The sequence below is a fragment of the Microbacterium sp. NIBRBAC000506063 genome (assembly GCF_017968845.1).
Lineage (GTDB): Bacteria > Actinomycetota > Actinomycetes > Actinomycetales > Microbacteriaceae > Microbacterium.
Window position 1 is genome coordinate 945,374 of record NZ_CP072876.1, and the last position, 16,865, is coordinate 962,238.

16 protein-coding genes and 1 pseudogene are annotated in these 16,865 nt (G+C 68.8%); 4 read left to right on the plus strand and 13 right to left on the minus strand.

Annotation, left to right across the window (positions count from 1 at the left end):
* Positions 1-7 precede the first annotated feature (7 nt).
* From KAE78_RS05330 to KAE78_RS05370, 9 genes are all read right to left on the minus strand, one after another.
* The gene (locus tag KAE78_RS05330) at positions 8-1,294 is read right to left on the minus strand and encodes an adenylosuccinate synthase (RefSeq protein ID WP_223172070.1); all 1,287 of its coding nucleotides are present in this window, start codon (positions 1,292-1,294) and stop codon (positions 8-10) included.
* A gap of 81 nt (positions 1,295-1,375) precedes the next feature.
* A complete protein-coding gene (locus KAE78_RS05335) occupies positions 1,376-3,538 on the minus strand; it encodes a DUF5979 domain-containing protein (protein WP_223172071.1) in 2,163 nt (720 codons plus the stop codon).
* On the minus strand, positions 3,526-3,963 hold the full coding sequence (locus KAE78_RS05340) for a hypothetical protein (protein ID WP_223172072.1): 438 nt from the start codon (positions 3,961-3,963) through the stop codon (positions 3,526-3,528). Before KAE78_RS05340 ends, KAE78_RS05335 begins: the two co-directional genes overlap by 13 nt.
* Positions 3,964-4,260: 297 nt before the next feature.
* Positions 4,261-4,875 (minus strand): hypothetical protein, encoded by a 615-nt coding sequence (locus KAE78_RS05345; protein WP_223172073.1) that lies wholly within the window; start codon positions 4,873-4,875, stop codon positions 4,261-4,263.
* A 70-nt stretch (positions 4,876-4,945) separates the two neighbouring features.
* A complete protein-coding gene (locus KAE78_RS05350; RefSeq protein ID WP_223172074.1) occupies positions 4,946-5,908 on the minus strand; it encodes a hypothetical protein in 963 nt (320 codons plus the stop codon).
* A complete protein-coding gene (locus KAE78_RS05355; protein WP_223172075.1) occupies positions 5,905-6,399 on the minus strand; it encodes a hypothetical protein in 495 nt (164 codons plus the stop codon). The genes KAE78_RS05350 and KAE78_RS05355 overlap by 4 nt, the downstream gene beginning before the upstream one ends.
* Complete coding sequence (locus KAE78_RS05360) at positions 6,369-6,602, minus strand: hypothetical protein (RefSeq protein ID WP_223172076.1); 234 nt, start codon at positions 6,600-6,602, stop codon at positions 6,369-6,371. Before KAE78_RS05360 ends, KAE78_RS05355 begins: the two co-directional genes overlap by 31 nt.
* 67 nt (positions 6,603-6,669) lie before the next feature.
* Positions 6,670-8,265 carry a hypothetical protein gene (locus tag KAE78_RS05365; RefSeq protein WP_223172077.1) on the minus strand — a complete coding sequence of 532 codons (1,596 nt, stop codon included), beginning with the start codon at positions 8,263-8,265 and terminating at the stop codon, positions 6,670-6,672.
* On the minus strand, positions 8,175-8,867 hold the full coding sequence (locus KAE78_RS05370; RefSeq protein ID WP_223172078.1) for an isopeptide-forming domain-containing fimbrial protein: 693 nt from the start codon (positions 8,865-8,867) through the stop codon (positions 8,175-8,177). The genes KAE78_RS05365 and KAE78_RS05370 overlap by 91 nt, the downstream gene beginning before the upstream one ends.
* Before the next feature lie 153 nt (positions 8,868-9,020).
* Here KAE78_RS05370 and argG point away from each other — a divergent pair.
* The 4 genes and pseudogenes from argG to KAE78_RS05390 all read left to right on the plus strand — a co-directional run bounded on the left by argG (position 9,021) and on the right by KAE78_RS05390 (position 14,033).
* Positions 9,021-10,450, plus strand: a pseudogene (gene argG, locus KAE78_RS05375) (argininosuccinate synthase).
* Between the two features lie 139 nt (positions 10,451-10,589).
* Complete coding sequence (locus tag KAE78_RS05380; RefSeq protein WP_223172079.1) at positions 10,590-13,256, plus strand: penicillin acylase family protein; 2,667 nt, start codon at positions 10,590-10,592, stop codon at positions 13,254-13,256.
* A 16-nt stretch (positions 13,257-13,272) separates the two neighbouring features.
* Positions 13,273-13,455: a hypothetical protein gene (locus KAE78_RS05385; protein ID WP_223172080.1), complete on the plus strand. Its 183-nt coding sequence runs from the start codon at positions 13,273-13,275 to the stop codon at positions 13,453-13,455.
* Positions 13,452-14,033 (plus strand): alpha/beta fold hydrolase, encoded by a 582-nt coding sequence (locus KAE78_RS05390; protein WP_223172081.1) that lies wholly within the window; start codon positions 13,452-13,454, stop codon positions 14,031-14,033. The genes KAE78_RS05385 and KAE78_RS05390 overlap by 4 nt, the downstream gene beginning before the upstream one ends.
* A 29-nt stretch (positions 14,034-14,062) precedes the next feature.
* Here the strand turns inward: KAE78_RS05390 and mnhG are convergent, their stop codons facing one another.
* The 4 genes from mnhG to KAE78_RS05410 all read right to left on the minus strand — a co-directional run bounded on the left by mnhG (position 14,063) and on the right by KAE78_RS05410 (position 16,865).
* On the minus strand, positions 14,063-14,455 hold the full coding sequence (gene mnhG, locus KAE78_RS05395) for a monovalent cation/H(+) antiporter subunit G (RefSeq protein WP_223172082.1): 393 nt from the start codon (positions 14,453-14,455) through the stop codon (positions 14,063-14,065).
* Positions 14,452-14,721, minus strand: a complete 270-nt coding sequence (locus KAE78_RS05400) for a monovalent cation/H+ antiporter complex subunit F (RefSeq protein ID WP_223172083.1) — start codon at positions 14,719-14,721, stop codon at positions 14,452-14,454. The genes mnhG and KAE78_RS05400 overlap by 4 nt, the downstream gene beginning before the upstream one ends.
* Positions 14,721-15,101 carry a Na+/H+ antiporter subunit E gene (locus KAE78_RS05405; protein WP_262927767.1) on the minus strand — a complete coding sequence of 127 codons (381 nt, stop codon included), beginning with the start codon at positions 15,099-15,101 and terminating at the stop codon, positions 14,721-14,723. The genes KAE78_RS05400 and KAE78_RS05405 overlap by 1 nt, the downstream gene beginning before the upstream one ends.
* Positions 15,102-15,311: 210 nt before the next feature.
* Entirely contained in the window at positions 15,312-16,865 is a 1,554-nt protein-coding gene (locus KAE78_RS05410; RefSeq protein ID WP_223172084.1) for a Na+/H+ antiporter subunit D, read from the minus strand.

Here is a 16,865-nt window from a genome sequence, read left to right on the forward strand (position 1 = left end):
CGGCTGATCAGTCGAGGAGATCGTGGCGCACGATGACCTCGTCGCGTGCGGGACCGACGCCGATGACCGAGATGCGGGTGTTGCTCATCGCCTCCAGCGCCCGCACGTAGTCCTGCGCGTTCTGCGGCAGATCGTCGAAGGTGCGGGCGCCCGAGATGTCCTCCTGCCAGCCCGGGAAGTACTCCAGGATGGGCTTGGCGTGATGGAAGTCGGTCTGGTTCACCGGCACGTCGTCGAAGCGCGTGCCGTCGACGTCGTAGGCGACGCAGACCGGGATCTCGTCGAGGCCGGTGAGGATGTCGAGCTTGGTGAGCACGAGGTCGGTGATCCCGTTGATGCGCGTGGCGTAGCGGGTGATCGGCGCGTCGTACCAGCCGACCCGGCGCGGGCGACCGGTCGTCGTGCCGAACTCGAAGCCGCGCGAACGCAGCCAGTCGCCGCTCTCGTCGAACAGCTCGGTCGGGAAGGGCCCGGAGCCGACGCGCGTCGTGTACGCCTTGACGATGCCGACGATGCGGTCCAGGCGCGAGGGTCCGACCCCGGAGCCGGATGCCGCACCCGCCGCCGTCGCCGTCGACGACGTCACGAAGGGATAGGTGCCGTGATCGACGTCGAGCATGGTGGCCTGGCCGCCCTCGAAGACGACGACCTCGCCGCGGTCGAGTGCCTCGGCGATGAGGTGCCCGGTGTCGGCGACCATCGGACGCAGTCGCTCTGCGTAGGAGAGCAGGTCGTCGACGATCTCGTCGCAGGTGATCGCCCGGCGGTTGAAGACCTTCACCAGCAGGTGGTTCTTCTGGTCGAGCGCGCCCTCGACCTTCTGACGCAAGATGTTCTCGTCGAAGAGGTCCTGCACCCGGATGCCGACGCGGTTGATCTTGTCGGCGTACGCGGGCCCGATGCCGCGGCCGGTCGTGCCGATCTGGCGCTTGCCGAGGAAGCGCTCGGTGACCTTGTCGAGCGTGCGGTGGTAGTGGGTGATGATGTGCGCGTTCGCGCTCACCCGCAGGCGCGAGACGTCGATGCCGCGGGCCGAGAGCGCCTCGAGCTCGAAGAAGAGCACCTCGAGGTCGACGACCACGCCGTTGCCGATGATCGGCGTGACCCCGGGCGACAGGATGCCGGAGGGAAGCAGGTGCAGCGCGTACTTCTCGTCGCCGACGACCACCGTGTGCCCGGCGTTGTTGCCGCCGTTGAACTTCACCACCCAGTCGGTGCGCTCACCGAGCAGGTCGGTCGCCTTGCCCTTTCCTTCGTCGCCCCACTGCACGCCGACGATGACGATTCCTGGCATGGCTGACCCCCTGGCTAGTTGGCCCGATCGGGCGCTTCCATCCTACCGATCAGCAGGGGAAGGCCCGATCGGGCTTCGCTCTCAGTCGTCTGAGACGTCTGCGCCGTCCTTGCGATGCCGACGCGACACCAGCAGGAGGACGCCGCCGAGCGCGAGCACCGCGGCGGCGATTCCGCCGATGACCCACAAGCGGCTCGCGTCGAAGCCGGTGGCGGGCATCGGCGCCTCGAAGACGTTCTCGATCTCGACCGAGACCGATTCGTCCTCCAGGAGCGTGAACTCCGCCTCGGTCACCGCGTCACCGCCGGAGACGGTCATCTTCGTCTCGACCGCGCCCGCGGCATCCGATTCGCTCACCGTGCAGTCGGCACCGACAGGGAGACTCTCGAACGTCACCGTCTCGCCATGGGTGATCGGGAAGGTCTCGTCGAGCACCGTCAACGGCTGCTCCCCGCCCTGGTCGAACACGCAGACCGCCACGATCTCGAAGGTCTTCGCGCGGCCCTCGGCGGCACCCGTGCCGGTGACCGTCTTGGTCACGTCGAAGCCGGCGTACTCGAAGGTGTTGGTCGCCACGAGCTCGAGCACCTGCACCTCATCGCCCTCCTCGACCACCAGGGCGTTGTCATAGCCGTCGTGGCTGACCGATGCCGCCGTCGCGCCGCCGGTCACGGTCTCCTCGATGAAGCAGTGACTGCCCAACGGCAGCATCACCGGCGATCCGTCCGGATGGGTCAGATCCACGATCTCGCCGCCCTGGATCCGATACTCGCCCGAGTACACCGTCGTCCGCGTGCCGTCGATGTCGAGCTCGCAGGTCGCGATGACCGTGAACACGGCCTCGGTCGCCCAGTCCTCTTCGGCGGCTGCCCCGTCGATGACCTTCTCGATGCTCGCAGTCGCCGCGGAGAAGGTGTTCACGAAGCCCACCACGATCGTCACCGGACCTGTCTGCGGGTCCTCGGCCGGGATCATCACCGTGACCGGAGCCGGCGTCTCGTCGGCCCCTCCGGCATCGACCTCGGTGACCGTGCAGTCCGCGCCCACCGGGATCCCCAGGATGGGCTCCGACTCGATCGGCTCGCCCGAGCCGTCGCCGGTGAGGGTGACCGTCTCCGAGATCACCTCTTCTTCGAGATAGACGCAGATCACCTCGAAGACGAAGGGACCGTCCGACAGCACGGGGGCGCCGGGGCCGGTGACCTCCTTGAGGATCTGCAGACCGCCGGTCTCGAACACGTTCGTCACCGTGACGATCACGGCGTCCGCATCGGCGTCGCCGATGGTCACCGGTCCGGAGGGATCGATCGACGTGTCGGTGGCGCCGCCGGTGTCCGGCTCGGTCACCTCGCACTCGGCGCCCGAGGGCAGGTTCCCGATCGTGACGGTCGGCTCTTCGGGGGTGACGGTGTGCTCGGCGTCGTAGACCGGGTTGGTCTCGGCGAAGTCGAGCGTGCAGACCACCTGGATCGTGAAGGGACCCGTACCCCACTGCTCGGCCCCCGAGCCGGTGATCTCCTTGGTGATCTCCAGCCCGTTCACCTCGTAGAGATTGGTGAACTCGACGAGAACCTCAGGCTCCTCGCCGGCGACGATCTCGAACTCGGCGACGGCGCCCTCCTCCGTCACGGGAGTGCCTCCGCCGACGGTGACGCTGTTCTCGGTGCTGGCGGCATTCGCGGCATCCGACTCGGTCACCTCGCACTCGGCGCCGACGGGAAGCCCGTCGAACACCTCGGAGCCCCCGGCGTCGAGCGTGACCGTCTCGTTCAGCACCTCGTCGCCGAGGAACGTGCACACCACGGTGAACTCGTACTCGTCGGTCAGGGCGATCGGGGCGCCGTCCTGATCGGTCGCGGGGTTCACGACGACCTTGCCGAGCTCGAAGCCGCCGACGTCGAAGACGTTGTCGACCGTGACCGTCTCGACGGGGGGCACGATCTGCGACCGTGTCGGCAGGACGTCCACAGGCTCGGCCGGGTCCGTCGACCAGGACGTCTGGCCGTTCCAGAACTCGTCGCCCTGCTCGGGTTCGCTGACCTCGCAGCGCGCCGGCGCCGGGATCGCCGACACCGTGATCGGTGTGCCCGGGATGAGCGTGACGGTGCCGAGGCTCTCGACGAGCACCTCCTCGACGGTGCCGTCGTTCAGGTGGTCGTCGACGTAGCAGAGCACCGCGACGTTCGGGAACGTGTCCGGGGCGAACTCGGCGCCGTCACCGGAGACGACCTTCACGATGCGCATGGAGCCGGTGGGTAGGTCACGCCGACCCGCCGGCCCTCGGTGCTGGGCACCTGCACATGGGTGCCGCTCTCCAGCGCCCGACCGCCGACGGCGACCGTGTTCCAGGCGACCGGGTATGCGGCCAGCGGGTCCAGGAAGGGCTGCGTGTGGGTGCGGAACTGCAGCGTGGCGGTGTGACCGGGCTCCAGGAGCGCGTCCTCGGCGAAGTCGATGACGAACTTGATGCTGCGCACCAGCTCCGCCCCGCCCTGGTTCGCCTCGAACTCGGCCTGCGTGAGCCACTGACCGGCGGCGCATCCCGAGGCCAGCGGGTTGAGGTCGACCGTGCAGGGGGTGTCGGAGGCCGTGTAGAAGACCGACAGCGCCGCACCCGCCGGGCATCGACGAGCTCGATGCTCTCGAAGTCGTCGAAGACGCCTTCCCACTGCGAGCCGCGGGGCAGCTGCACGATGACGCCCTGGTCGCCCGGGTCGGCAGGTGGTCGATCGCGACCGCCCGGTCGATCGGGAGCGTTCCCGAGTTCGTCATCACGAACCGCCAGGTGACGTCCGTGCCCGGCGTCGTCACGGGTACGCACGGAGCGCGGAAGAAGCCGTCGGCATCGGCGGCGCTGCCGTCGCGGCAGGCGGGGATGCCCGCGACCGTCTCGCTCTCCGCGCCATGCGCGGGCACCTCCGCGCGCACGTACTTGCGACTGGAGAGTGCGGGCTGGACCATCGGCGTCACCGTCGTGTCGTCGAAGCAGTCCATGACCGGCTCGAGCGGCGGCTCGCCCTGCCCTCGCCCGGGCGGACGGAACACTCGGTGAACGACTGGGCCGGATCGGTGGCGGTGATCGATGTCTCGTTGGTCACCGGGACGTTCGCCTGCACACCGGGGCGGAACATCATCGGCACCGTGATCGTGTATGTCTGCCCCACGCCCAGCGCCGTGCCCTCGGGCATCGTGAAGACGATCTGCTCCTCCGACTCGGAGATCGACATTCCGGCGGCGTTCGTCGGCAGCCGGTTCCACGGGACACCGGGCTCCTGCTCGCTCGTGGGATCGGGACCCGTGAGCGCGAAGGAGTACGGTGATGCGCTCGGGTCACGGTCCGGGTCAAGGATCAGCATCGGGCCGTCCGCGTCCTGCGGGATGAAGTCCGTGAAGATCGGCTCGTGGATGTCGGTCTCTCCCGTGTTGGTGAACGACAGCGTGAACGGGATCAACTGCCCGGTCGGTCGCACGCCGGTGGGCAGCTTCTGGACGGACACAGACGTCGGGTCGGTGAGGAACCGGTACTCGGCGTGCTCCTCGGCATCCGCCTCCAGCCGGTTGCCGGCCTCGTCGATCTCCACCGAGGTCGCCGTCGCCTGGATGGTGTTCCAGAAGATGCCGGCGGCCTCTTCACCCGGGCGGGCTCGTTGATCACGTTCGTATCGGGACCTCCCCGCCGGAGCGCATCTCGGCGCGGCGCTCGAACAGCAGCGGGATCTCCTGGCCGGTATGGACGATCGGGGCGCCGTCGGCCGCGGAATAGGTGAAGCGCAGCGCCTGGATGCCGTCGGCGTCGCTGAGCGCCTCCGACCAGGCCTGGATCACCGCGGCGGTGCCGACGACGGCCGTCTCCCAGTTCGACTCGTCTTCGGTGTACCCGGTCACGATGAGCTCGCCGTCACCCGGGTCGCCCGTGAACACGGCGCCGCGGATGACCTCGATGCGGACCTGATCGATCGGGTCGTTGAGCGCGAACGAAGGATCGACGCCGACGAAGTCCATGACGTTCCAGAACGTCGCGTCGCCCTCGGTCACGGTCGTCTGCGACGCCCAGGCGCTCCCGGTCGGCTCCACGCCCAGACGCACGGTCACGGGGCTCGTGTCGGCGGCCTTCTGCTGCGCCGGGGTGATCGACTTGGTCGTCGTGACCCCGAAGGTCGGACTCTCCAGGGCGATGACGGCGTCGTCCTGGTCCTCGGCGTAGCGGCCATACTCGCCGCCGAGGTCGGACACCGAGCCGTGCGCCTCGTTGACGATCGGGCTCTGCTCGAGGGTGACATCGGCCCCGGATCCGCGCAGGGTCGGGCGAAGACGCAGGTCGAATCGCACATCGGCGACGGCCGCCGACTCGATGCGACCGTTGAACTCGATGCGCACGCCGACGACGTCCGCCAGCGAGGCCTCGGTCGCGCTCAACGCTGCGGCCCGATCGACGACGCTCGTGGATCCGTCCTCGCGGTCGAAGTACACCTGCGTCAACCCCGGGTCCGCGCCGGCGGGCTCGGTGATGTCGAAGATCCGGGCGAGGTTGAACGCGTCGAACGGCATCGCGTCGCCGGGGGTGCCCGGATCGGAGATCACCAACTGGTCGACCATCGCCGGTGTCGTGTTCATCGTGCGGATGCGCACGCGGCTGGCCGGGTACTCCGAGGGCGCCGTCCCCGGGCCGGGACGGCGAGCGGGCCGCCCGTCCAGGTCTTCTGCGTCGTCGTCGTCAGCGGCACATCCGTGATGACGAGTTCGTCGCCCTCCACATCCTCGCGGAGGAGTTCGCCGTCGAGATAGCCGGAGGCACGCACGGAGTTGTGCACGACGCCGTTGTCCCCGCGACGTTGAATCCGTACTCGCCCAGCACGGGTCGGGGTTGGTCGTGTCGCGTCGCTCGTCACGGATCTGGAAGACCAGGTCGACCGTGCGGTCGTGGGGATCGAGCGGGTCACGCCCGTGCCGACCTGCGGCGCGGCCAGGGCCGCAGCCGGGTCCACGTCGTAGAGGTCGGCCAGCACCTGGGCGCGGTCCGGGTTCTCCACGTAGACGAGGCGCACACCGATCGTGGTGAGCTGCTCGGCCTCGGTCAGCGTGTAGCCGGGAAGGTGCCGTGGCACGCGGTGCCGGCGCAGGGGTCCGTCGCGGTCGGCTCCCACTCACCGAAGACCTCGTTGAACAGCTCGACGCGGTCGACCGCGTCGAAGGCGATGTACGGATCCTGCGTCTGGGTGATGGGCTCCACAGAGACGAGGTTGAAGGCGTCGAAGACGCTGTCGCCGATCGCGGTTCCCGCGGGATCGTCGATGTCGGTCAGATGCACCTCGTCGAAGGCATGACCGCCGGTCGACCAGTACAGGCGCGCGGGATCGTGTCGCCCGAGCGCGAGATCACGGCCTTGTCCCTCCGGAGCTGGAGGTCAACCATTCCTTGTCGATCAGGTCGGCGCCGGGGCCCGGATCGACCGGGATGAGTTCGACCTGCGAGCAGGCGGGAGCGTCGGCCGTGGCATCCGGCCCCTCGGACGAGGCGTCGATCGTGCCCTCCGAGGTCGCGCAGTTCTCCAGCGTTCCGCCGTTCTCGGCATCGAACGCCGGGGTTTCGGGCGAGACGCGCGAGTCGCTGCGCAGCTCGCTCGTGAAGTTCGGCGCGAATTCGGTACCCGGAGGGAAGCCGTTCGACTCGGTGCCGGTGTAGTCGTAGACGAATCGGATGCCACCGGCGACCGCCTGGATCTCCGGCGGGATCTGCTCGGAGTGGATGGCCGGCCCGGCGATCGGACCCGAGAACACCTTCCACGTGCCGTCGGTCGTGTCGTAGTACTCGATCGTCAGCGTGGAGTCGGCCGGGATCGGCGTCTGCGTGATTGAGGTGATGTTGAAGGAGTCCCACCATTCCCCTTCGCCCGCGGGAACGTCGGCCGGATCCTGCAGGACGACCTGATCCGCATCGACGGTCGAGCCGTAGTTCGGATTGTCGCCCTCGGGGTCGGGGCGCTCCGCGAGCCCGCCGTTGAGCGAGACGGTGACCGATTGGCCCGGCACCGCGAGGATCTGGCTCGGGCGGACCTGCTTGGAGATCCAGGTGTCGATCTGCTCCTCGTAGATGTGGAGCGTGTCCTCGGCGGTCTCGCTCGCGCTCGTCGGGCCGCGCTCGCCGGTCACGGTGATCTCGTTGTTCACCGCGAGCGGCAGGTCCAGGATCGGGATGTCGTCCGCCGCCCTGACGCCGAAGGGCACCGTCGCGGTCGCATCGGGTTGGATGTCACCCGTGAAGGTGATCTCGAACCCCGTGACGGATGCCGGATCGACGCCGTCGGGAAGCACCGGCGTCGCACCGTCGGCGACGGTGATCGTCTCGCCGCTCGGCAGCAGCGTGATCACGGCATCCGTCGCGCCCTCGGGGTACACGACCGGGCCGGTGAAGCCGGCGAAGACGATGTTCTCATCGAAGGCCCCGGAAGAGGGCTCGGAGATCGTGAGGGTGTCGATCGGCGAGCTCGAGCCGTTCGTCGCCGTGAGGGTCACGGTGCTCGACTCCCCCGGGACCACGACGTGCGGGTCGAAGGTCTTGCCGGGCTCGACGACGATGATGTCCTCGCGGAGGGTGTGCGTGGCGGAGCTCTCGCCCGTGGCGGACTCCTCGCCCAGCGAGACCTCGCTCTGCACGGTGTTGGTCACGGTGAAGCCGTCGGACTGCTCCAGGACCAGATCGGTGTGCACGAGATCGAGCGAGACAGCGGCCTCGGCTCCGGCGGGGATGTCGCCGTGGAAGGTCACGCGCGTGCCGCGGACATCCGGATCAGGGCCGTAGCCGGCATCGACCTCGACCCAGCCGCCGTCGACGTACACCTCGTAGACGGTGCTCCCGGGGTGATCCGCGCCGTCGGGCGGGGTCACGGAGCCGAAGCCGGTGAAGCCCAGGTACTCGAAGGGACTGGGTGCGGCGTCCGGATTCGAGGGATCCTGGATCGCGAGGGAGTCCACCGTCGCGTTGGAGGAGTTCGTGCCGCCGAGCGTCGCGGTGACCTGGGTTCCCGGCACGGCGAGGGCACTGGTCGGATCCAGGGACTTCGTGGCATCCGTCGCGAGCTGCAGGGGATGACCGGCACGACCGTGGCGACGTCCTCCTTGGTCTCCGAGTTGCTGGAGGTGATCGAGGCGTGGTTGTCGAGCGGGACGCCGTTCGCCTCGTAGGGGAGGTCGTCGCGCACCCGGACGGTCACGGTGATCGTCGCCGTGGAGCTGTCCCACAGGCCCTGGATCCCGCCCCCGAGATCCTCGGTGAAATCGACCACGATGCTCTGCCCGTCGATGGCCGGAGTATCGGATGCCGCACCGCCCACCGCCACGTCGACGATCTCGAACTCGTCGGGGACGAGGTCGGTCACCTGTGCGTCGAAGCAGCCGTTCTCGGTGATGGACGAGCAGCCGACGGTGATGGTGTAGGTGAAGGTCTCGCCCGGTGCCACCTCCTGCGCCGACGCCTCCTTCGTGATCGTCGTGACGCCCGAGATCTCGTCGGCCAGCGCCGCCGATGGCGCGAGCCCCAGACCGAGTATCAGCGCCGCGCTCGCAAGCGCGGCCACACGGCGTGACTTTCGAAGTCGCACGGTTGCCCCCTTGGTCCTCAGAGCTACCAGCCCCTCTTCGCAGGCACTCCGCCTCTCACCCTATGGTGATGACCCTTATTTCGAAAGTAGGCGACGGCACCGGGAATGCGGCCCCGATAGACTGAGTCCATGTCGAAAGTCCTCCAGTCCCTGCCCGTCGGCGAGCGCGTCGGCATCGCCTTCTCCGGGGGTCTCGACACCTCCGTCGCCGTGGCCTGGATGCGCGACAAGGGCGCCGTCCCCTACTCGTACACCGGCGATCTCGGGCAGTACGACGAAGACGACATCGACTCGATCCCCGGCCGCGCCCTCGAATACGGCGCCGAGGCCTCGCGCCTGGTCGACTGCAAGACCGCACTCGTCGAAGAGGGCTTCGTCGCGCTGTCCTGCGGCGCCTTCCACATCCGCTCCGGCGGCAGGACCTACTTCAACACGACACCCCTCGGCCGCGCCGTCACCGGCACGCTGCTCGTGCGCGCAATGAAGGAGGACGGCGTCGACATCTGGGGCGACGGCTCCACCTACAAGGGCAACGACATCGAGCGGTTCTACCGCTACGGGCTGCTCGCCAACCCGCGCCTGCGCATCTACAAGCCCTGGCTCGACGCCGACTTCGTCACCGAGCTCGGCGGCCGCCAGGAGATGAGCGAGTGGCTCGTCGAGCACGGCTTCCCCTACCGCGACTCGGCCGAGAAGGCCTATTCGACCGATGCCAACATCTGGGGCGCGACGCACGAGGCCAAGACCCTCGAGCAGCTGAACGTGTCGCTGGAGACCGTCGAACCCATCATGGGCGTGCGGTACTGGGACCCGACGGTCGAGATCGCCGCCGAAGACGTCACCGTCACCTTCGACGGCGGGCGACCCGTCGCCATCAACGGTGTCGAGTACAGCGACCCGGTCGCCCTCGTCATGGAGGCCAACGCCATCGGCGGCCGCCACGGCCTCGGCATGAGCGACCAGATCGAGAACCGCATCATCGAGGCGAAGTCCCGCGGCATCTACGAGGCTCCCGGCATGGCGCTGCTGTTCATCGCCTACGAGCGCCTCGCCAACGGCATCCTCAACGAAGACACCCTCGCCACCTACCACGAGCAGGGTCGGCGCCTGGGGCGCCTCATGTACGAGGGCCGCTGGCTCGAGCCGCAGTCGCTCATGCTGCGCGAGTCCATCCAGCGCTGGGTCGGCTCCTCGGTCACCGGCTCGGTCACCCTGCGCCTGCGCCGCGGCGACGACTGGACGATCCTCGACACGACCAGCCCGAACCTCTCCTACTCCCCGAGAAGCTCTCGATGGAGCGCGTGGGGGATGCCGCCTTCGGTCCCGTCGACCGCATCGGGCAGCTCACGATGCGCAACCTCGACATCGCCGACTCGCGTGCGCGCCTCGAGCACTACGCCGGCCTCGGCCTGGTCGGCGGAGCCACCGGCGAGCTCGTCGGTCGGGTCACCGCCGGAGAGGCGGGCGACATCCTGGCGAGCGCCACCGGCGACGACGAGATCGACGACGCCATCGAGGCGGCATCCGACTCCGCGATGTTCGACGCGGGCACCGACTGACCTGCACGGGACTTGTCCACAGACAGTCGATCGCCTCATCCCGGCGCGCTAGGATGCGAAGGCATGTGTGCCCGATACGTGCACCCGAACCTGATGAGACTCGGTCTCATCAGAGCATCCCCGTGGAGAGCTTTTCACCATGACGTCTGACTCGGCCGCCCTCGTCTCCTCGCTCACCGGCGAGGTCCCCGTCCCGTCCTCCCGCCGCGGACTCTGGGGCAAGCTCGGCAAGACGCTCTTCGTCGTGCTCGCGATCCTGGTCGCCGTCGCCGTCGCCGTCGCACTCTTCCTCGTCTGGACCGTGCAGCGCTCCTTCCCGCAGACCGACGGCGAACTGCATCTGTCGGGTCTCGACGGCCGCGTCACCGTCGAACGCGACGACCGCGGCATCCCGACCGTGACAGCCACCACCGCGCACGACCTCTTCTTCACGCAGGGCTTCGTGCACGCCCAGGATCGCTTCTGGGAGATGGACTTCCGCCGCCACGTCACCAGCGCCCGCGTCTCCGAGCTGTTCGGCGAGTCGCAGGTCGGCACCGACTCCTTCCTGCGCACGCTCGGGTGGCACCGCATCGCCGAGGAAGAGGTCGAGCTGCTGAGCGAGACCGACCGCTCCTACTACGAGGCCTACGCGGCAGGCGTCAACTCCTATCTCGCCGACCGCTCCGGGGCCGAGCTCTCCCTCGAGTACGCCGTGCTGGGCCTGCAGAACCCCGACTACGAACCCGAACCGTGGACCCCCGCCGACTCGGTCGCCTGGCTCAAGGCCATGGCCTGGGACCTCCGCACCAACATCGAGGCCGAGACCGACCGCGCCCTCCTGGCCTCCGAGCTCGGAGCGGATGCCGCTCTGGACGCCCTCGAGGAGCTCTACCCCGCCTACCCCTTCGAGCGGAACCCCGTGATCGTCCCGACGATCTCCTCGGTGCCGGCGCTGGAGACGCGCACGGCATCCGGTCCGGCATCCGACGACGAGACCGCCGCGGCGCTCGCGGGCATCGAATGGCGCGAGGCCTCCAGCGTCATCGAGGCCGCCTCCCTGCTCCTCGGCGACGCCGGCGAGGGCATCGGCTCCAACTCCTGGGTCGTCGGGGGCTCCCTCACCGAGACGGGCATGCCGCTTCTGGCCAACGATCCGCACCTGGGCGCCTCGCTGCCGTCGGTGTGGCACCAGATGCAGCTCAGGTGCACCATCGTGAGCGAGGCGTGCCCCTTCGATGTCGGCGGGTTCACCTTCTCCGGCATCCCCGGCGTCATCATCGGCCACAACAACACCGTCGCCTGGGGCTTCACCAACCTGACCACCGACGTCGCCGACCTCTACATCGAGAAGATCGATGGCGACTCCTACTGGTACGACGGCGAGCTGCTCCCGCTGGAGGAGCACACCGAGACCATCCGGGTCGCCGGCGGCGATGATATCGAGCTGACCGTCCGCTCCACCGTCCACGGCCCGATCATCTCCGGGCTCACCGGAGACTTCACCGCGATCGCCGAAGACCCCTACGTCGGCCCTGCCACCCGCTCGGGTACCAGCGCCGTGCTGCCCCTCACCGACGCGCCGGAGACGCCGGAGGGAGCGTTCGCCGTGAGCCTGCGGTGGACGGCGCTGGACGCCGGCACCACGGCATCCGCCATCTTCGCGCTGAACACCGCCGAGGACTTCGACGACTTCCGCTACGCCGCCTCGCTCTTCGACGTGCCCGCCCAGAACCTCATCTACGCCGATACCGAGGGCAACATCGGCTACCAGACCCCCGGGCGCCTGCCGATCCGCGGCGCCGGCGACGGCTGGCTCCCCCAGCCCGGCTGGGACAGCGCCTACGACTGGCAGGGTTTCATCCCCTTCGAGAGTCTGCCGGTCGTGTACAACCCGACATCCGGGTACATCGTCACCGCCAACAACGCGATCGTCGACACCTCCTACCGGTACTTCCTCTCCCGTGACTGGGACTACGGCTACCGCGCCGGACGCATCGCGCACATGATCGAGCGCCGCGCGGCCATCGCGCCCCTCACCGCGCAGGACATGCGCGAGATCCAGGCCGACAACGAGATGTGGTTCGGCAAGCGGCTCGCGCTCGCGCTCGGCGAGACGAGCGCCGAGCGCCCCGAGGTGCAGGAGGCGATCGAACTCGTCCGCGCCTGGGATGCGCAGAACAACGCCGACTCGGATGCCGCGGCCTACGCCAACGTGTTCTTCTCCCGCCTCGCGCAGAACCTCTTCTCCGAGCGCGACGTGCCGCTGCCCGTCACCGGTCACGCCCGTCTCTACACGGTCATCGACGAGCTCTTCGACGACCCGGAGAACCCCCTGTGGGCCAACGCCGCCGTCGGCGCCACGGATCTCGACAGCATGCTCGCCGTCACGGCGGAGCAGGCCTACGACGAGCTCGTCTCGCTGCAGGGGCCGACCATGTCGCGCTGGAACTGGGGCGGTCTGCACGCGATCACCCTCACCCACGACACCTTCGGGACGTCCGGGATCGCGCCCATCGAGGCGCTGTTCAACCGCGGACCCTACGCGGTCGGCGGCGGCGCCTCGGTCGTCAACGCCACCGGCTGGGAGATCGGCGACGGCTACGCCACCACCACGGTGCCGTCCATGCGCATGGTGATCGACCTCGACGACTTCGACGCCTCCACCTGGAACCACCTCACCGGAACCAGCGGACACGCCTTCCACGAGCACTACACCGACCAGACCGACGCCTGGTCGCGTGGAGAGCAGCAGCCCTGGGTCTTCAGCCCGCGCGCGGTCACGCAGTCGGCCGTCGACACGCTCGTGCTGCTCCCGGCGCCCTAGAACCAGGACGAGCACCATGCCGGAGAGACTGCTCGCGCCGGAGGGCGTGGCGGCATCCGTCTCCTCCTTCTCTTCCGGCGATGAGGAGTTGGTCGCCGAGGCCTTCGGCGAGGGCGCCCGCACGTACCTGCTGCTCCACGGCATCGGAATGGGACGCAGCGTCTTCGTCGATCTCGTCGCGCACCTCCCGGACGGGTGATCGGTGTGGATCTCCCCGGTTTCGGCGAGGCGCCCGAGCCGGCCGAGCCGCTGTCGATGCGCGCCCATGCCGAGCTGCTCGCCGACTTCCTGCGGAGCACGGGCGAGGCCCCCGTCATCGTGATCGGGCATTCGATGGGCAGTCAGATCGCCGCCGAGCTCGCCGCGCGGCATCCGGAGCTCGTCGACGCCCTCGTGCTGGCCGGACCCACTGTGGACAGCACGGCCCGCAGCATCCGACAACAGGCCCTCTCCCTGCTGCGCGATCTCATCGGAGAGCGACCGAAGGTGCTCTGGCGCGGCGCCCGCGAGTACCTGCGCGGCGGGCCGAACCTTGCGAAGAAGATGCGCGCCACCATCGCCCACCGCCCGGAGGAGGCCTACGCGGCCGTCCGCTGCCCGACGCTCGTGCTGCGCGGCGAACGCGACCCGATGGCGCCCGAGGACTGGTGCCGCGAGATCCTGGAGGCGATTCCCGGCTCGGAGCTGGAGACCATTCCGGAACACGGCCACGGCACGCTCATCAGCGATGCGGCCGCGGCGGCCACGCTGATCGCGGCGTTCTCCGCCCGCGTGTGACCGCCCGGCCGACCGGTCGTGCGCGCGGCTCAGCCGCCCGCGGCGGGAGGCGTCTTCTTCGAGTCGGCCAGGTCGTCCTGGATCAGGTGGTGCTCGTCGATCGTGCCGTTGCGGTAGGCCTGGCGGCCGACCATGTGTGCCGACAGCGGGGCCGTGGCGAACTGCATGAGCACGATCGGCGCCACGAGCGCGACGCCGACCAGGATGCCCTGCCAGTCGCGCACCGACAGCGCGATCGCCGCGCAGATCAGCACCAGCCCGAACACCTGCGGCTTGGTCGCAGCGTGCAGGCGACCCGGCACATCCTTGAAGTGCAGCAGCCCGACGGCGGCCGAGAGGCACAGGAAGGCACCGGCGAGCACCAGCAGGAGGATGGTCACGGAGATCGCCGTGTCGGGGATGTCCCAGCCGAAGATGTTCATGAGGGCGTGTTCTCCCTTCTCGCGACGAACCGCGCGATCGAGATCGACCCGAACACGCCCACCGCGGCGATGATGAGCATGACCGGCACGTTGCGGGTGTGCTCGTTGATCGCCATCTCGGCGCCGAGCACGCACAGCACCTCGGTGAGGAGCACATCGGATGCCACGGCACGGTCGAGGATCGAGGGTCCGCGGATGATGCGCACGATCGTGAGGATCGCGGCGGCCCCGAAGACGATCTGGATCACCAGGAGAAGAGCGTCCATCACCGGCCTCCTCTCGCCGCGGCACGCAGCTCGCGGTTCTTGCGCTCGTCGTCCTTGAGCGCCCGGTACTGCGCGGGCGAGCCGACGGCGCGGACGATGCGCTTCTCCCATTCGAGCACGCCGTCGCGCATGCGGTCCACATCCTGCGCGGAGTTCACGCCGATGACGTGCAGGTACAGGATGCGGCGGACGCGGTCTGTCTCGACCACGAGCGAGCCGGGGATCAGCGAGGAGGTGACGGCGACGTGGGTCATGATGATGTCGTCGGCGTAGCGCAGCGGCACGGCCATGATCGCCGCCCCGGGCTGGCGGCCGAAGTTCCACACCTGCCCGGCGACGAGGAACGAGCCGATCATGACCGCCCAGAGGAACCGGATCATGAAGGTCGCCGAGTACCACAGGTTCAGACGCCCCCGAGGGAGACCGTCGGCAGCCGGAAGACGCGGGTGACGAAGATGGCGACGATGAGCCCGGTCACGAAGGCGAGCACGGTGAACTGGCCCACAGCAGCATCCACAGGGCGATCAGCCAGACGAGGAACGGCAGCTGCACCCACAGGTCGTGCCAGAAGGCATGCTTGGCCTCGGGAGTCATCCGCTCACCTCGCTCTCGATCTCGACGAGCTGGACCGGATGCGACAGCGTGGCACCGATCCGGTCGCACAGAGCGTACAGGGGCCCGGCGAAGACCGTCAGCGAGATCGTCACGGCGACCATGCCGCCGGTGGCGACCGTCATGATGCGCGGGATGCGGCGACGCTCCTGCTGCTCGTCGGCGGCGGGGGCGTTGCCGAGGTAGGAGATGCGCGCCTCGGTGTCGGTTGAGTCCTCCTCCTCGCGCCAGAAGGCGAGGTTCCAGGCGCGCATGAGCGCATACAGGGTCAGCAGCGAGGTGACGATGCCGCCGATGATGAGGACGATCATGATCGGGGTGCCGACGTCCGCTGCCGCCTCGAAGAGCGCGACCTTGCCGATGAAGCCCGACATCGGCGGGAGGCCGCCGAGGTTGATCGCGGGGATGAAGTAGAGGATCGCCAGGATCGGAGCGAGCTTCATGAGCCCCTTGACCCGCAGGATCGAGGTGCTGCCGGCGCGGCGCTCGATGAGCCCCACCGCCAGGAACAGGGTCGTCTGCACGATGATGTGGTGGACGATGTAGTACACCGTCGCCCCGTACGCGGCGGGCGTCGCGATCGCGAGGCCGAAGATCATGTAGCCGACATGGCTGACGAGCGTGAACGACAGGATGCGCTTGAGCTCGGCTTGCGCCACCGCGCCCAGCACGCCCACGATCATGGTCGCCAGCGCCACGATCAGCAGCAGCGTGTCGATGCTGTTGGAGGCGAAGAGCTGCGTCTCGGTGCGGATGAGGGCGTAGACGCCGACCTTGGTCAGAAGACCCGCGAAGACCGCGGTGACCGGCGCGGGCGCGGTCGGATAGGAGTCGGGCAGCCAGAACGATACGGGGAAGATGGCCGCCTTGATGCCGAAGGCCACCACCAGCAGCAGGTGCAGCACGAGCTGGGTCTCCTGCGGCAGCTCCGCCATGCGCTCGGCGATCTGCGCCATGTTGACGGTGCCCACCGCGCCGTAGATCATCGCGATCGCCGTGAGGAACAGGATCGACGACACGAGCGAGACGACGATGTAGACCGATCCCGTCCGGATGCGGGACTCCGTGCTGCCGAGAGTGATCAGCACGTAAGAGGCGACCAGCAGGATCTCGAAGCCCACATAGAGGTTGAACAGGTCGCCGGCGATGAAGGCGTTGAAGATGCCGGCGGCCAGGATCAGGTACGAGGGGTTGAAGATCGAGATCGGCGTCTCGTCGGGACCGTCGGCGGCACCCTGTCCGACCGAGAAGAGGAGGACCGCGACCAGCACGAGGCTCGACACGAGCACGAGCAGGGCCGCGAGGCGGTCGACGTACAGCACGATGCCGAAGGGCACCGGCCAGCCTCCGACCGAGACGGCGATCGCCGAGTCGGCGTCGACCGCGAGCAGCAGGATCGTCGCGATGACCGAGACCGCGAGCAGCGTGCCGACGGTGACGATCACCTGCAGACGCGTGCGCCGGCCGAACACGAGCGTGACGGCCGCGCCCAGCAGCGGCAGCCCGACCAGGAGCGGGACGAGCGTGTCCAT

Excerpts from the sequence above, each read along its gene's own strand:
- KAE78_RS05330 (WP_223172070.1), bottom strand. The coding sequence starts at position 1,294 with ATGCCAGGAATCGTCATCGTCGGCGTGCAGTGGGGCGACGAAGGAAAG.
- KAE78_RS05410 (WP_223172084.1), bottom strand. The coding sequence starts at position 16,865 with ATGGACACGCTCGTCCCGCTCCTGGTCGGGCTGCCGCTGCTGGGCGCG.
- KAE78_RS05380 (WP_223172079.1), top strand. The coding sequence starts at position 10,590 with ATGACGTCTGACTCGGCCGCCCTCGTCTCCTCGCTCACCGGCGAGGTC.
- mnhG (WP_223172082.1), bottom strand. The coding sequence starts at position 14,455 with ATGAACATCTTCGGCTGGGACATCCCCGACACGGCGATCTCCGTGACC.
- KAE78_RS05335 (WP_223172071.1), bottom strand. The coding sequence starts at position 3,538 with ATGCGCATCGTGAAGGTCGTCTCCGGTGACGGCGCCGAGTTCGCCCCG.
- KAE78_RS05400 (WP_223172083.1), bottom strand. The coding sequence starts at position 14,721 with ATGGACGCTCTTCTCCTGGTGATCCAGATCGTCTTCGGGGCCGCCGCG.
- KAE78_RS05405 (WP_262927767.1), bottom strand. The coding sequence starts at position 15,101 with ATGATCCGGTTCCTCTGGGCGGTCATGATCGGCTCGTTCCTCGTCGCC.
- KAE78_RS05350 (WP_223172074.1), bottom strand. The coding sequence starts at position 5,908 with ATGAACACGACACCGGCGATGGTCGACCAGTTGGTGATCTCCGATCCG.
- KAE78_RS05385 (WP_223172080.1), top strand. The coding sequence starts at position 13,273 with ATGCCGGAGAGACTGCTCGCGCCGGAGGGCGTGGCGGCATCCGTCTCC.